This window comes from Paeniglutamicibacter psychrophenolicus, assembly GCF_030812255.1.
Taxonomy (GTDB): domain Bacteria; phylum Actinomycetota; class Actinomycetes; order Actinomycetales; family Micrococcaceae; genus Paeniglutamicibacter; species Paeniglutamicibacter psychrophenolicus_A.
In genome coordinates, this window is the sequence record NZ_JAUSSH010000003.1 from 25,763 (window position 1) to 39,923 (window position 14,161).

At 67.5% G+C, this 14,161-nt stretch carries 14 protein-coding genes; 3 read left to right on the forward strand and 11 right to left on the reverse strand.

Annotated elements, in window-relative coordinates; translation table 11 throughout:
* Positions 1 to 19: 19 nt before the first annotated feature.
* The 6 genes from J2T21_RS06270 to J2T21_RS06290 all read right to left on the reverse strand — a co-directional run bounded on the left by J2T21_RS06270 (position 20) and on the right by J2T21_RS06290 (position 4,937).
* Positions 20 to 637: a M23 family metallopeptidase gene (locus J2T21_RS06270; protein WP_307579616.1), complete on the reverse strand. Its 618-nt coding sequence runs from the start codon at positions 635 to 637 to the stop codon at positions 20 to 22.
* Between the two features lie 106 nt (positions 638 to 743).
* Positions 744 to 1,346, reverse strand: a complete 603-nt coding sequence (locus tag J2T21_RS20840; protein ID WP_373457906.1) for a GNAT family N-acetyltransferase — start codon at positions 1,344 to 1,346, stop codon at positions 744 to 746.
* Between the two features lie 59 nt (positions 1,347 to 1,405).
* Positions 1,406 to 2,068: an ABC transporter permease gene (locus J2T21_RS06275; protein ID WP_307579618.1), complete on the reverse strand. Its 663-nt coding sequence runs from the start codon at positions 2,066 to 2,068 to the stop codon at positions 1,406 to 1,408.
* Positions 2,065 to 2,799 carry an ABC transporter permease gene (locus J2T21_RS06280; protein ID WP_307579620.1) on the reverse strand — a complete coding sequence of 245 codons (735 nt, stop codon included), beginning with the start codon at positions 2,797 to 2,799 and terminating at the stop codon, positions 2,065 to 2,067. The genes J2T21_RS06275 and J2T21_RS06280 overlap by 4 nt, the downstream gene beginning before the upstream one ends.
* Complete coding sequence (locus J2T21_RS06285; protein ID WP_307579622.1) at positions 2,796 to 3,863, reverse strand: ABC transporter ATP-binding protein; 1,068 nt, start codon at positions 3,861 to 3,863, stop codon at positions 2,796 to 2,798. The genes J2T21_RS06280 and J2T21_RS06285 overlap by 4 nt, the downstream gene beginning before the upstream one ends.
* Positions 3,864 to 4,004: 141 nt before the next feature.
* The gene (locus J2T21_RS06290) at positions 4,005 to 4,937 is read right to left on the reverse strand and encodes an ABC transporter substrate-binding protein (RefSeq protein WP_307579624.1); all 933 of its coding nucleotides are present in this window, start codon (positions 4,935 to 4,937) and stop codon (positions 4,005 to 4,007) included.
* 373 nt (positions 4,938 to 5,310) lie between these two features.
* Between J2T21_RS06290 and J2T21_RS06295 the strand changes: the two genes are divergently transcribed.
* The 3 genes from J2T21_RS06295 (at position 5,311) to J2T21_RS06305 (ending at position 8,283) form a co-directional block, all read left to right on the forward strand.
* Positions 5,311 to 6,594: a DNA-processing protein DprA gene (locus J2T21_RS06295; RefSeq protein ID WP_307579626.1), complete on the forward strand. Its 1,284-nt coding sequence runs from the start codon at positions 5,311 to 5,313 to the stop codon at positions 6,592 to 6,594.
* A gap of 69 nt (positions 6,595 to 6,663) precedes the next feature.
* Complete coding sequence (locus J2T21_RS06300; RefSeq protein WP_307579628.1) at positions 6,664 to 7,647, forward strand: tyrosine recombinase XerC; 984 nt, start codon at positions 6,664 to 6,666, stop codon at positions 7,645 to 7,647.
* A gap of 132 nt (positions 7,648 to 7,779) precedes the next feature.
* The gene (locus J2T21_RS06305) at positions 7,780 to 8,283 is read left to right on the forward strand and encodes a DUF3145 domain-containing protein (RefSeq protein ID WP_307579630.1); all 504 of its coding nucleotides are present in this window, start codon (positions 7,780 to 7,782) and stop codon (positions 8,281 to 8,283) included.
* 599 nt (positions 8,284 to 8,882) lie between these two features.
* Here the strand turns inward: J2T21_RS06305 and fabF are convergent.
* The 5 genes from fabF to J2T21_RS06330 all read right to left on the reverse strand — a co-directional run bounded on the left by fabF (position 8,883) and on the right by J2T21_RS06330 (position 14,051).
* Positions 8,883 to 10,121, reverse strand: a complete 1,239-nt coding sequence (gene fabF, locus J2T21_RS06310) for a beta-ketoacyl-ACP synthase II (protein ID WP_307579632.1) — start codon at positions 10,119 to 10,121, stop codon at positions 8,883 to 8,885.
* A gap of 249 nt (positions 10,122 to 10,370) precedes the next feature.
* The gene (locus tag J2T21_RS06315; RefSeq protein ID WP_007271483.1) at positions 10,371 to 10,616 is read right to left on the reverse strand and encodes an acyl carrier protein; all 246 of its coding nucleotides are present in this window, start codon (positions 10,614 to 10,616) and stop codon (positions 10,371 to 10,373) included.
* A gap of 98 nt (positions 10,617 to 10,714) precedes the next feature.
* Positions 10,715 to 11,770, reverse strand: coding sequence for a beta-ketoacyl-ACP synthase III (locus J2T21_RS06320; protein WP_307579635.1), 1,056 nt, complete (start codon positions 11,768 to 11,770; stop codon positions 10,715 to 10,717).
* Between the two features lie 14 nt (positions 11,771 to 11,784).
* Positions 11,785 to 12,708: an ACP S-malonyltransferase gene (locus tag J2T21_RS06325; RefSeq protein ID WP_307579637.1), complete on the reverse strand. Its 924-nt coding sequence runs from the start codon at positions 12,706 to 12,708 to the stop codon at positions 11,785 to 11,787.
* A 77-nt stretch (positions 12,709 to 12,785) separates the two neighbouring features.
* Positions 12,786 to 14,051 carry a PucR family transcriptional regulator gene (locus J2T21_RS06330; RefSeq protein WP_307579640.1) on the reverse strand — a complete coding sequence of 422 codons (1,266 nt, stop codon included), beginning with the start codon at positions 14,049 to 14,051 and terminating at the stop codon, positions 12,786 to 12,788.
* Between the last annotated feature and the right edge of the window lie 110 nt (positions 14,052 to 14,161).

The following is a 14,161-nucleotide window of genomic DNA, read 5'->3' on the forward strand; positions in this document are numbered from 1 at the left end:
CGTCGTGGCCTCGTAACCGCTACCCGGGGATCTCGATGATCTCTCCGTTGCGCGGCAGCGCCGACCTGAACGTCAAGGGCACCTCCTTGGCGGCATGGACGTCGTGGATGTCGATGGCTTGGATGTGGACGTGGGGTTCGGTGCTGTTGCCGGAGTTTCCGCAGCGACCGAGCAACTGGCCGGTGGTGACGTGCTGGCCAGGGCGGACTTCGATGCTGTCTTGTTGGAGGTGGCAAAGGGCAACCACGCCGCCGCGGCTCTTGATCAAAACGTGGTTCCCGGCCAGCGCCGTCCAGCCGGCCCGGGCGCGGCGCTGCTGGGTCAGCGCGTAGCCGATCGAGGGCAGGCCGCGGTATGCGGCGTGGTCGGGCATGGTGTCGTGGGCGGCTAAGACGACTCCGCCAATGGGTGCCAGCAGCGGGCGTCCGAAGCCGGGAAAGTTCCCGGGCGGTTCGGGACGCAGAAGGGCGGCGAATGTGATCGGTGCGGTGCGCCCGGCGTCGGTGACCGGTACGAAGTCGATGGCGTACGAGGTGGCGAACAGTGTCGTGCCATGGCTGGGTACGCGGTTGTCGGGGCTGTTTTGGGTGAGCCAGCGCCCGGTGAACGGGTATTCCAGGTCCATGGAGGCTGCCACGGGTTTCCTCTCGGGAAGCGGTGTCCAGCCGATGCAGGGGTGGTGCCCGTGGCTGGCGTCTGCCAACAGTCTGCCACCGTCTTCGCCTCCGCGCTCCCCGAGGCTCTCATTCCGGTTGAACGCACCCTGGCCCGGGCAACAACTGTTCAAGACCGTTACATGGGGAATGGTGCTCAAGCCCATATACGTCCAGGCCCTCTGGCGCCACCCCGTCAGCGCGGAAGCCCTGGCGCGTCAAGATGCTGACGGAAGCCTGGTTCGCCGGGTCGACCCGCGCGGAAAGCGGCACCGGACCGTATGCAGCCCAAACGGCGGGGACCGCCAAAACCACCATCCGCCGGGCCAAGCCCCTGCCCCAATGCCCGGATGCCAACCAATAACCGGGTGCCAACCAATAACCGATTTCGACAGCCCCTTCGCGGCGGGAAGAGACGACCAGGCCGGCGGGCTCATCACCTAGGGCGGCAATGAACCAGCGCGTGGCCTTGGGATGCCCCGTCGGCAACCCACCCAACGCGGAATCAACCTGCGCGGCGATCAGCCCGCTGTCCCAGGGGCGGCCCTCGCCCACAAAACGCGTGACGTGTCCATCCGTGACCATGCGCGCAAAGAATTCCGTGTCCGCGCGGGTGCAACTGCGCAGGACGACATCTGGCTCCTGGGCGTCGTGGGTTGCATGTGACAGGAGTTTCAGGCGGTTTCCCTGGATCCCGACAAAGACACAGGGGTTCTGTGGTTCGCGACCGCGCTCGCCGAAGGGTGCAGGCGCTACCTGGCGATCGCGCGCCGGGCCGGGGACACGGCCTTGACCAGCAAGGCCAGCAACCCGTCAAGCACCAGCGCCAGCGCGGTGACCAGCACCGCGCCGACCAGCACCTGGCCGTAGTCGTAGAGCGCGAGCCCGTCGAAGATGTAGCGGCCCAGCCCGCCCAGGTTCACGTAGGCGGCGATCGTGGCGGTGGCCACCACCTGCAGGATCGCCCCGCGCAGCCCGCCCAGGATCAGCGGCAGCGCCAGCGGCAGCTCGACCTGCAGGATGATCCGGGAGTCCTTCATGCCGATGGCCCGGGCGGCGTCCACCACCTCGGGATCGACGTTGGCGACCCCGGCGTAGACCCCGGCCAGGATCGGCGGGATCGCGATCAGCACCAGCGCGGCCAGCGGCGGCAGCAGCCCGATGCCCATCAGGAGCACCAGCAGCGTCATGATGCCCAGCGAGGGCAGCGCGCGCAGCACGTTGGAGGCCGACACCAGGTAGACCCTGCCCACCCCGGTGTGCCCGATGAACACGCCGACGGGGAACGCGAGCACCGCGGCGGCTGCAACGGCCAGGAACGAGTACCAGAGGTGCTCGCCGAGCCGGGCCGGGATCCCGGCCTCCCCGGCCCAGTTGGCGCCCTGGGCGAAGTAGGCCAGCATTTCGTTGATCATTTGGCCTCCCGCCCGGATGCGGCCAGCCCTTGCGGTGCCGGTGCGGCGGGTGCCGGGCTGGTGCGGCGGCGTTTGCCGTCCCCGGAAGCCGCCGAAGCACCCTGGTGCAGCCAGGGGGTCAGCAGCCGGGCGGTGACCGCGATGACCCGGTCAAAGACCAGGGCCACAAGCAGGATCACGATGATTCCGGCCAGGATCTGGTCCGGGTAGTTGCGCTGGTAGCCCGAGACAAAGAGTTGGCCCAGTCCGCCCACGCCGATCACCGCACCCACCGACACCAGCGACACGTTGGTCACCGCGGCGACCCGGGTGCCGGCGGCCAGCGGGGCCACGGCCAGGGGCAGGTCCACGAAGATCCGGCGCCTCGCGTGGGAGTAGCCCAGGGCCTCGGCGGCATTAAGCACCTCCGGGGCCACGGCGTCCAGCGCGTCGAACACGGTGCGCACCAACAGCGAGGTGGAGTACAGGGCCAGGGCAAGGACCACGTTGAGCGGATCCAGGATCTGGGTGCCGATGATCGAGGGGATCACCACGAACAGCGCCAGCGAGGGGATGGTGAAGATCGCGCTGGCCACCGCGGTGATGATCGCCCGGGCGCGCGGCCGGTTCCCGAAGGCCAACCCGAGCCCCAGGGCCACCACGACCCCGACGAGGGTGGGGACCAGGCTCAGGTACAGGTGCTCAACGGTCAGCCCCAGAGCCTGCGGGAGGTTGTCCAGCAGCCAGTTCATGCGCGGGCCTGTTCGTTGGGACGCAGCAGCGGCCCCAGGTCCGCCAGGGTGAAGTAGGATCCGATGTTCCCGGTACCATCCACCAGCAGGGCCGCTGAGGTCGGGGAGGCCAGCACCGCGTCCAGCCCGGTGCGCAGGGAGGCATCCGCCGGCACCAGCGGGTGCGGGCCGAACACGGCCCCGTCGGCGTCGATCCAGGCGGCGGTGCCGGAATCGCGGTTGACCTGCACGCTCCATCCCGGGGACAGCGCGGACATGTCGATGAGGCCCCCGGGGCCCGATGCCGGAAGGGTGGTGGTGCCCAGGCCGGTGAGCGTCTCGAAGGACAGGGTGCGGAACCCGCGGTCCTTGGCAACCAGCGAGGCGACGAAGTCGGTGGCAGGCCGGGCGAGGATGTCGATCGGGGCGGCGTATTGGTGTAGCACCCCGCCGGGGGCCAGCACCGCGATGCGGTCCCCGAGGGTCAGGGCCTCGTCGATGTCGTGGGTGACCATCACGATGGTTTTCTTGATTTCGGCCTGCAGGTGGGCGACCTCCTGCTGCAGTTCCAGGCGCACGATCGGGTCCACCGCGGAAAAGGGTTCGTCCATGAGCAGGATCGGCGGGTCGGCGGCCAGCGCGCGGGCGACCCCGACGCGTTGCTGCTGTCCGCCGGAGAGCTGTGCCGGGTACCGGGTGGCCAGGGAGGCGTCCAGCCCGACCCGTTCCATGGCCTCGTGGGCCTTGGTGCGGGCCTGGGCCTTGGACAGGCCCAGCAGGCGTTGGACGGTGGCGATGTTGTCCAGCACCGTGCGGTGCGGGAAGAGCCCGGCGTTTTGCAGCACGTAGCCGATCCCCAGACGCAGGGTGACGGCACGGATGTCCGCCACGTCCTGCCCGTCGATGAGGACCCGGCCGCCGGTCGGTGCGACCATGCGGTTGATCATCCTCATCGAGGTGGTCTTGCCGCAGCCGCTGGGGCCCACCAGCACCGTGAAGGAGCCGGTGGCGATCTGCAGGTCCAGGTCGGTGACCGCCTGGGTGCCGCCCGGGTAGAGCTTGGACACTGATTCGAAGGTGATCATTGCGGTCTCTTGGGGTCCTTGTCGTGGCGGTGCGGCGCGAAAATCCGGTCGGGGATGGGTGTGGCCCACCGGCGGGCAAGCCCACCCATCCCCGAATCGAACATGCGTTCTAATTCGGTTGTTTTTGGGCGGAATCCCGCGCTATTTGCCCAGCAAACCCTGCTCGGTGAGCCACGTGATGGCCGCCTGCTTCGGCTCGACCTTCGCGTCCCCGGAGACCTGTCCGTTGAGCTTGATCAGTTCCTCGGTGCTGAGCTTCGCGGAGATCGCATCGATCGCCGCAACGGCCTTGTCGTCGAGCTTGCCCTCCGCGGCGACCGGGACGACCTGCTGGGCCGGGAAGTTGTTCTTGGGGTCCTCGAGGACCACCAGGTCGTTGGCCGGGATCTCGGTGGACGTGGTGAAGATGTTCGCCGCGGTCACCTTCCCGTCAAGCAGTGCCTTCACGGTTGCCGGGCCGCCGCCATCGGAAATCGGTTCGAACTTCACCGGGGCGAACCCGTAGTTCTTCTCCAGCCCCGGCAGCCCCACGGCCCGTTCCTTGAACTCGGGCGGACCGGCCATGATGACCTCGTCGTTGTGCGGCACCAGGTCCTCGATCGTCTTCAGGTTCCACTTCTCGGCCGTGGCCCGGGTGACAACGACCGCGTCCTTGTCCTCGGCGGAGGCCGCGGTGAGCATGGCCAGCTTCTTGGTGGCCAGCGCCGCCGGAAGGGCTGAAAGGATCGAGTCCGGCGAAGACACGTCGGCGTTCTTGTCCAGGAAGAGCAAAAGGTTCCCGGTGTAGTCCGGGATCACATCGATCGAACCGTCGGACAGCGCCGGGATGTAGGCCTCGCGGGTCCCGATGTTGAACTTCGTTTCCACGGTGAAGCCCGCGTCCTTCAGCGCCTCGGCATAGAGGTTGCCGATGATCTCGGATTCGGTGAAGTTCGCCGAGGACACCGTCAGGGTGCCGCCGCTTGCCGTATCGCTGGGGGAAGGAGCCGCGGTGGGATTGGAGCACCCGGACAGGATCAGCGAACCGGCCACGACGGACAGGGCTGCAATCAGGGGAAGCTTCTGTTTTCTCATGTGTGGTGCCTAGTTTCGTTTCAGTTGTTCGGACCGGCGATCGCCCCCGAAAGCTCGTGGCCGTCGGTATGGACGTTGAACCCATCGTTACCTATTTGCTCTCCCACAAGCAACATTTGTTCCCTTCCGGGAGCGCCCAGACGCCGCCGAGTGACGATCACCGGCACGCGAGACACACTTGCCCCCACAACCGGCAAGGCCGTGTGCCCGCGCCCCGTCCACACGCCGCGATCCCCGCCCGAACCACCGGCAGCAGTCCACCGCACCATGGGGGAACACCAAGACCCTCCCGGCCCCTGCCCGAACACGAGCGGAAAGGGCACGGCGCAACGCCCGGGAGGACGCCACCACACCAGCGGGAAGCAACGCCGACATGGACAACACCGACCCGGAGGTCCTGGCGCGAGCCGGCCTCACCCACATCATCGAACCAAACGACCAAACCGGAGCCGCCCTGGTGCAGGTAGCCGGAGCCATCGACGCCTACCGGCTCATCCAAGACCATGCCGGACCCGCCCCGGCCAGCGAACAGCAACAAGTCGCAGAACTGCTCGACGCCCACGGAGCCTCCCGCTCCGCCCTGCGCCTGGACGCCGGACTCGAACGCTGGCGCCCACGCGCGGCGCTCGCCGACCCCGAAGCGGACCTCAAGCTCATGGCCCACCTCGGGGGAGGGCTCATCGCCCCGAACGACCCCCACTGGCCCACCGGCTTCGAAGCCCTCGGCCTCGCCGCACCGCTGGCCCTGTGGTACCGGGGAGAAGGGGACCTGGCCATCCTGCGCGAAACCTCCCGCCTGGTCGCCATCGTCGGATCACGCGACGCCACCGAGTACGGACGCACCGTCACCGCGGAACTCGTCCACGGGCTGCGCGCACACGGCATCTGCATCGTCTCCGGCGGCGCCTACGGCATAGACGCCCAGGCCCACCAAGCCGCGCTCGCCGAAGACCCGCCCACCAACCAGTCCCCGGGCCAGCCCGCCACGCCCCCAACCATTGCCGTCATGGCGGGGGGACTGAACCGCTTCTACCCCGTGGGGAACGAAGACCTTCTCAAGGCCGTCCACCGCCGGGGCCTGCTCCTCGCCGAGGTGGCACCCGGGGCAACCCCCAGCCGCTGGAGGTTCTTGCAACGCAACAGGATGATTGCCGCCCTGTGCGCCGCAACCATCGTCTCCGAAGCCCGCTGGCGCTCCGGGGCACTGAGCACCGCACACCACGCGGCCGAAATGGGCCGCGAGGTCGGAGCCGTCCCCGGCTCCGTCTTCTCCGCCAACTCCGCCGGGTGCCACCGTCTCATCCGCGAGGGCGCGGCAACCCTTGTCACCGACGCCGCAGAAGCCATCGAACTACTCAACCTCCCCGCGCAGGCACCCGTCCCCGCAACCCGGGACTCCGGCACCACCGAAGCGGAGGACCGCAGGGACTACGACGGACTGCCCGTCCAAGACCTGCTCCTGCTCGACGCCCTGCCCGTCCGCATCCCGCGCACCGCCGACCAACTGGCCATCGTCGCCGGACTGGGCATGGGATCGATCCTCGGGGGACTCTCCCGCCTGTCGGCCCGCTCGCTGGCCCAACGCACCGGCAACGGATGGATACGCCGCTTCCCCAACGGACGCGAACCCCAACGCGGAGCCCCCCAGCCGGACTGAGCACCACCACGCACCGACCAACCGGCGTGGCACCATTGCCCCGGGCCCCGCACGGGAGACAGTAGAGACGTGCCAGAGCCAATCGAACGAAAAACCGAAGCCCCGCCCCTCCCGGCCGAGCTCCAGGAAGCCCACGACGGCTTCCTGAGACACATGGCCCTGGAGCGCGAACGCAGCGAACACACCCTGCGCGCCTACGGTGGTGACATCACCAACCTCTACGCCTATGCCACCAAACGCGGCGCCACCAACATGGCGGGCCTCGACCTCACACTGCTGCGCGGCTGGCTCATGACACTCCAGGAATCCGGCCTCTCCCGCGCCACCCTCGCCCGACGCTCCGCCACCATCCGCAGCTTCCTCGCCTGGGCAGTACGCGAAAACCTCATCACCACCAACCCGGCCATCCGCCTCCAGTCACCCAAGCGCGAACAACGCCTCCCGCACATCCTGCAAAACAACCAGATCGAACGGATCTTCAAGCCCACGTCCCAATCACCCGGCACCCCTGACGACAAGACCCCGGAGCCCACCGCCGAACAGCTCGCGCTCGCCGACCGCGACAAGCTCATCCTGGAACTGCTCTATGCCACCGCCATCCGCGTGGGGGAGCTGGTGTCGCTGGATATCGGCGACATCGACCTGGACCGGCGGACGCTGCGGGTCATCGGCAAGGGCAACAAGGAACGCACCGTCCCGTTCGGCCAGCCGGCGTTGAATGCCCTCGATGACTGGCTGCGCCGTGGCCGACCGGTCTTGCGCACCGATGGCTCCGCCCGTGCGCTGCTGCTGGGTCGTCGCGGGAAGCGGCTCGATGCCCGCCAGGCCCGCCAGGTGGTCTCAGACGCGCTCGCGGCGCTGGGGGACACCGCCGCGCGCGGGCCACACGCACTGCGCCACAGCGCGGCAACCCACCTGTTGGATCGGGGAGCGGATCTGCGTGCCGTGCAGGAGATCCTGGGGCATTCCTCGCTGGCCACCACGCAGCTTTACACCCAGGTGTCCGTGGAGCGGCTCAAGGACAGCTACCAAAAGGCCCATCCGCGCGCATAAACCGAAGTCATGGTCTAAAGTCGCTGGCCGAACGACGTATAATCATGCACAATACTAAACAGGACTTACTGGACTTCGAATCAGGGTTGTTGACGTTGGGGAAGACGTTCCAACAGCACATCGGAGGAAAGCATGTCTGACGCACTGACAAGGGGCGTACTTTTCGTACACTCAGCCCCTTCAGCGCTGTGCCCGCATATCGAATGGGCGATCGGATCCGTGGTCGACCAGCGGACCGACCTGCACTGGACGGAGCAGAGCGCGGCCCCCGGCATGTCCCGGGCGGAGGTCAACTGGACCGGCAGGCCCGGGACCGGTGCTCTTTTGGCGTCCGCTCTTCGCGGCTGGGCACACCTTCGCTACGAGGTCACCGAGGAAGCGAGCCCCGGTGTCGACTCGAGCCGCTGGTCGCACACCCCGGAACTGGGCATCTTCCATGCCACCACCGATGCCGCCGGCAACATCATGGTTTCCGAGGAACGCATCCGCTGGGCCTACGAAAAGGGTGCCGGGGATCCGGCCATCGTGTACCAAGAGCTCTCCATCGCCCTGGGTGAGGCCTGGGACGAGGAACTCGAACCCTTCCGCTATGCGGCCGAGGGCGCACCCGTGCGCTGGCTGCACCAGGTCATCTAGCCGGCTCATCCCACCGGGGCAATCCGCGCCGCACAGCCACGGCTTTCCTCCGGGCCGTGACGAAAGCACCAGAGCGGCACGGCCTGGACGGAATGGTCACCATTTCAACCAGGAGGAACATCGTTCGGGGACAAGGCATCCGGCGACTTTGCGATTGGTTGCAACGCGCGTCGCACACGGGCGATCCTGCTCCGGGAATGACGCGGGACCGTTCGACCATGTGCCGAAGAAGCCCGGCGCAAAAACGCACAGCAAGCAGCAGTCCGCTCCGGCGACCGGGACGCGCCGCGGCAACGGAAATCCGCCAGTTCCCTTGCCGCCCACCAGCTTGGCACTGCTTCTGGCTTCAAGGCCCGGCTTGGCGGTCTGTCGTGGCGTTGCCCGCAGGGAGGGATGCGCTGTGCTCCGGGAAAGCCGGCGACGGTTGGGCTTCCCAAGAGGACGCGATCGGCGAGAGACGGTCGCACCCTTGCCGCACTTCGGGCCGGTTGTCCTTGCCGGTCCCACACTTCCCCGACCCAGCTCGTTAACGACAATGCCCGGGACTCGAATCGAGTCCCGGGCATTGTCAGCTCGGCGGGCGCTGCCCCGCCGGGGCGCTAGACGCTGCGGATGGCAACGACGGCGTTGTGGCCGCCGAAGCCGAACGAGTTGTTCAGTGCAACGATGGAGCCCTCGGGCAGTTCGCGCGGGGTGCCGACAACGACATCCAACGGAATTTCCGGATCCTGGTTTTCCAGGTTGATGGTCACCGGGGCCTTGCGGTGGTAGACGGCCAGCACGGCAAGCACCGACTCGACGGCACCGGAGGCGCCGAGCAGGTGGCCCATCTGCGACTTGGTGGCCGAGACGCAGACCTTGTCCAGGTGCGAGCCCAGGGCCGCACGCAGGGCCGTGTACTCGGGCTTGTCGCCAACCGGCGTCGAAGTCGCGTGCGCGTTGACGTGCACCACGTCCTCGGGCTGGATCCGACCGTCGAACATCGCGGCCTTCAGGGCGCGGGTGGCACCCAGGCCCTCCGGGTCCGGCGCGGTGATGTGGTAGGCGTCGGCCGTGACCGAGGTGCCGGCCAACTCTGCGTAGATCGTGGCGCCGCGGGCAATGGCGTGCTCCTCGGCCTCGAGGACCAGGGCACCGGCTCCTTCGCCCATGACGAAGCCGTCACGGTCGATGTCATAAGGGCGCGAGGCGTGCTCCGGGTCGTCGTTGCGCTTGGACAGCGCCTGCATGGCGGCAAAGGAGGCCATCGGCATCGGGTGGATGGCGGCTTCCGCACCGCCGCAAACCACGACGTCGGCCTTGCCCGAACGGATCAGCTCGAGGCCCATGTGCATGGCCTCGGTGCCCGAGGCGCAGGCGGAAACGGGGGTGTGTGCTCCGGCGCGTGCGCCGAGGTCCAGCGAGACGGCCGCGGCCGGGCCGTTGGGCATCAGCATCGGAACCGTCATGGGCAGCACGCGGCGCGGGCCCTTTTCCTTCAAGGTGTCCCAGGCGTCAAGCAGCGTCCAAACGCCGCCGATTCCGGTGGCAAACGCCACCGCCAGGCGGTCGTGGTCGACCGTCTCGATGCCGGAATCCTTCCAGGCCTCGCGCGCGGCAACCACGGCGAACTGGGTGGACGGGTCCATGCGCTTCATTTCCACGCGGGAGAGGACCTCGGAAGCCGGAGTGGATGCCTTGGCGGCAAATTTCACCGGCAAGTTGTAGGTTTCAACCCATTCATCGGGCAGCGTGTGGGCGCCGGAAACACCCTTGAGGGCGTTGGCCCACAGGGTCGGGACGTCTCCGCCGATGGGCGTGGTGGCACCAAGGCCGGTGATAACAACTTTGCGAGCCATGTTGAAACTCTCTACTGGTTGGGGCGATACGGCTAGCGAAGCTAGCGCGCGATCCATGCATCGGGCCGCGGCACCAACGGGTGCGGGATCCGGATTGAATCGAAAATCTGGGGATCGGTTACGAAACCGGTAAAGCGGATTGGCTGGCAGGTGCCGGCAAACCGGTGGCCATGGGGGCCGGGGCGATGCACCCCCTGAAGCACGACCCATAGCGGGAACGTACTTCAAGGGGTGGCATCAATGCCGTGCCTAGGCCTGTGCGCCAGCGATGAAGTTCACTGCATCGGCAACGGTCTTGAGGTTCTTGACCTCTTCGTCCGGGATCTTCACGTCGAACTTTTCCTCGGCGTTGACGACGATGGTCATCATCGAGATCGAGTCGATGTCCAGGTCCTCGGTGAAGGACTTGTCCATTTCGACTGCTTCGGTCTCCAGACCGGTCTCTTCGTTGACGATCTCGGCCAAGCCGGCCAGAATCTCTTCGTTGCTAGCCATGATGGCTCCTTTTCTGTGTTTGCCGGTAACAAGCCCGACGACTATGCAGACCACAGGTGTGCGGTCCGAATGATGGGTTGTGTCCCTGGGGGTTAACCCTAGGGCAGGACAACGACCTGTGCGCCAAAGACAAGCCCGGCGCCAAATCCAATTTGCAGGGCCAGGCCGCCGGAGAGCTCGGGGTTCTCCTTCAGCATCCGGTCCATGGCCATCGGGATGGAGGCGGCGGAGGTGTTCCCGGAAGTGGCGATGTCGCGGGCGACAACCACCGACTCCGGCAGCTTCAGCTGCTTGACCATCTCGTCGATGATGCGCATGTTGGCCTGGTGCGGGATGAACGCGGCCAGGTCCTCGGCGGTGACTCCGGCATCGGTCAGGGCCTTCTTGGCCATCTTGGCCATTTCCCACACGGCCCAGCGGAAGACCGTCTGGCCGTCCTGGCGCAGCGTGGGCCACAGCTGGGCCTCGGTGCTTGCGACCAGCGCGGTGCCCTCGGGGGAGGACTCGGCCTGCAGGACCGCGTCGCGCAGATCCAGCTGGGAGTGGGTCATGCCGATGGCGGACCACTTCGAGCCGTCCGAGCCCCACACCGACGGGGAGATCCCCGGGATGTCCGAGGGGCCGATGACGACGGCGCCGGCGCCGTCGCCGAGCAGGAAGGAAATGGTGCGTTCGTGGTTGTCGATGACGTCAGAGAGCTTTTCGGCGCCCACGACCAGCACGTATTCAGCCATGCCGGAACGCACCAAGGCGTCTGCCTGGGCCACGCCGTAGCAGTAGCCGGCGCAGGCTGCCGAGATGTCGAATGCCGGTGCCGGGGTGGCCCCGATGCGATCGGCAAGGGCTGCCGCCGCGGACGGGGTGGCATAGGGGAACGTCACGGTGGAAACGATGACGGCACCGATCTGGCTGGCCTCGATGCCTGCCGAAGCCAATGCTTCGCGGGACGCGCCTTCGGCCATGTCCAGCAGCGAGGTGTCTTCACCGGCGCGCGCACGGGTCACGATGCCGGTGCGCTGCTGGATCCACTCGTCGGAGGAATCGATCCACTGGCAGACGTCGTCATTGGTGACGATGACATCGGGGCGGAAGGAGCCCACACCGTGGATGCGGCTGAATTCGCGCGCGCTGGTCTGGTTCATCACTGCAGTCATGGTTCGGTGACTTCCTATGCTTGGGTGTGTTCGAGTACGAAGGCGCGTGCCGCCTCGAGGTCTGCGGGGGACTTCAGGGGCAGCGTGGGCACGCCCTTCAGGCCGCGGCGGGCCAGGCCCACCAGCGTTCCTGCCGGGGCCAGCTCGATGATGCCGGTGACGCCAAGTGCGGCCATCTGCTCCATGCACTTGTCCCAGCGCACCGGGCGGGAGACCTGGGCAACCAGCGAGGCAAGGTTGGCCGCACCGCCGGTGACCGGGGCGCCGTCGTAGTTGGACAGCAGCGTGGTGCTCGGGTTCTTGGCCTCCAGCGTTTCGGAGAGTTCCTCCAGCACCGCCACGGCCGGGGCCATATGGTGGGTGTGGAATGCCCCGGCGACCTTCAGCGGGATGACCCGGGCCTTGGCCGGAGGATTGGCGGCGAAGCCCTCAATCTGCTCCAGCGTGCCGGCGGCAACGATCTGGCCTCCGCCGTTGGCGTTGGCCGGGGTCAGCCCGGCGGCGATGATCGACGCGTTGACGTCCTCGGGGTCCCCGCCGAGGACGGCGGCCATGCCGGTGGGGGTTGCCGCGGCGGCCAGGGCCATGGCGTTGGCGCGTTCACGCACGAAGACCATGGCGTCCTGCTCGGACAGCGCGCCGGACAGTGCGGTTGCGGTGATCTCGCCGACGGAGTGGCCGGCCAGCACGGCGTTGGCCGGCAATGCCTCGCCAAACAGGGCGCGGGCGGCAACGAGGCCCGCGGCCACGATCAGCGGCTGGGCCACCGCGGTGTCCTTGATGGTCTCCTCGTCCGAGACCGTCCCGTGGGCGGTCAGGTCGCGTTCCGTGATGGCGGAGAGTTCGGCGAGATGTTCGGAAACACCCGGGACCTCAAGCCATGGGGAAAGGAATCCGGGGGTCTGGGAGCCCTGTCCAGGGCACACGATTGCTAGCACTACTCCAGCTTTCCAAAGAAGTCGGTCACGACGGCTGTTTTGACACACCGACTTGACGGCATGCTTTTGTATGAATCCTACAAGGTGGCTGGGCCCTTGCGCGGCACCGGTTGCCGCGTTTCGGGCAAGTTCGCAGATGTTTCGCTGTCCAGCCGGCCGACCACCAGCGCGGTTTGCAGCACGAAGGCCTCGCGCGGCACCAGCGGATCCCAGCCGGTGACATCGCAGACCCGTTTGAGCCGGTAGCGCACGGTGTTGGCGTGGACGAACAGCTCGCGGGCCGTCCCTTCCAGCGAGTGGCCCAGCGACAGGTAGCTCGAAAGCGTCTCGATCAGCCCGTTTCCGGCCTTGATCAGCGGGTTGTAGATCCCCGAGACCAGCGCCTCGCGCGCCTCCGTGTCGTTGTTCATGACCCGTTCGGGCCACAGGTCGTCGGCGTCCACGGGGCGCGGGGCCAGTGGCCAGGCCTTGGCCGCGGCGATGGCGGCAAAGGCGGCCTTGGCGCTGGCGGAGGCCTCCTTGAGCGTGGGGGCCAGCGGGCTGTAGACGACCGGGCCCTCGCCGAAGAACGAGGCCAGGCGGTCCATTCCTGCACGGTCCGCCTCCACCCCGCCGAGCATCAAGATGGCTCGTTCGCCATGGACCCCGACCAGGGAATCGCGGGCGTAGCGGGCGGCGGCGCGGCGGAGCTCGCTGACGAATCCGACCTGCGAGGAGACCGGTGTGGCACCGATCATCACCAGGATGTTCTCGTGCGACTTCCATCCCACGGCGGCAATCCTCGAACGCAGGGAATCCTGCGACTCGCCGCGCATCACCGCATCGACCACGAGCGCCTCGAGCCGTGAATCCCAGGCCCCGCGGGTTTCCGCGGCCCGGGCGTACACGTCGGCCGCGGCGAAGGCGACCTCCCGCGAGTAGCGCAGGACCGCTTCGCGCAGCTGGGTGTGCTCGGACTCCGGGGCGATGTCCGGGACCTGGGATTCGACGACCTCCACGATGGTGCGGATCAGTTGGAGGGCCTTTTGCAGGCTGATGGACCGGGTCAGTTCCGTGGGGGCCGCACCAAAGACGTCATTGAGCACCCATTGGGGTGAGGTGGTGGGCCGCTCGTACCAGGAGACGAAGGAGGCGATGCCCTTCTGGGCCACCAGGCCCAGGGCCGCCCGCTCCTCGGGGCGCAGGCCGCGGTACCAGGGAAGGGACTGGTCAAGGTGCTTCAGGGCCACGGTGGAGAGCACGCCCAGGTGCTGCTTGAGCCGCTTGAGGGTTTCCGGGCTGGCCTTGGCTTGCCGGAAGGGCCGGATCCGTTGGGCAGGATTCGGCGTTTGCTCATCACTCATAGAACGAGCATACGCATCATCGGCCCGGTGAACTATTTTGTAGGCTTCGCACAACCACGCCGCAAAGTGGCACAGCCGCGTGGCCGGGTGCCGGAGCCGGGAAATGCACG

Bases quoted from the DNA above. Each gene is read 5' to 3' on its own strand.
- J2T21_RS06290 (WP_307579624.1), bottom strand. From the start codon at position 4,937: ATGAGAAAACAGAAGCTTCCCCTGATTGCAGCCCTGTCCGTCGTGGCC.
- J2T21_RS06280 (WP_307579620.1), bottom strand. From the start codon at position 2,799: ATGAACTGGCTGCTGGACAACCTCCCGCAGGCTCTGGGGCTGACCGTT.
- J2T21_RS06305 (WP_307579630.1), top strand. From the start codon at position 7,780: ATGTCTGACGCACTGACAAGGGGCGTACTTTTCGTACACTCAGCCCCT.
- fabF (WP_307579632.1), bottom strand. From the start codon at position 10,121: ATGGCTCGCAAAGTTGTTATCACCGGCCTTGGTGCCACCACGCCCATC.
- J2T21_RS06295 (WP_307579626.1), top strand. From the start codon at position 5,311: ATGGACAACACCGACCCGGAGGTCCTGGCGCGAGCCGGCCTCACCCAC.
- J2T21_RS06285 (WP_307579622.1), bottom strand. From the start codon at position 3,863: ATGATCACCTTCGAATCAGTGTCCAAGCTCTACCCGGGCGGCACCCAG.
- J2T21_RS06275 (WP_307579618.1), bottom strand. From the start codon at position 2,068: ATGATCAACGAAATGCTGGCCTACTTCGCCCAGGGCGCCAACTGGGCC.
- J2T21_RS06330 (WP_307579640.1), bottom strand. From the start codon at position 14,051: ATGAGTGATGAGCAAACGCCGAATCCTGCCCAACGGATCCGGCCCTTC.
- J2T21_RS06320 (WP_307579635.1), bottom strand. From the start codon at position 11,770: ATGACTGCAGTGATGAACCAGACCAGCGCGCGCGAATTCAGCCGCATC.
- J2T21_RS06315 (WP_007271483.1), bottom strand. From the start codon at position 10,616: ATGGCTAGCAACGAAGAGATTCTGGCCGGCTTGGCCGAGATCGTCAAC.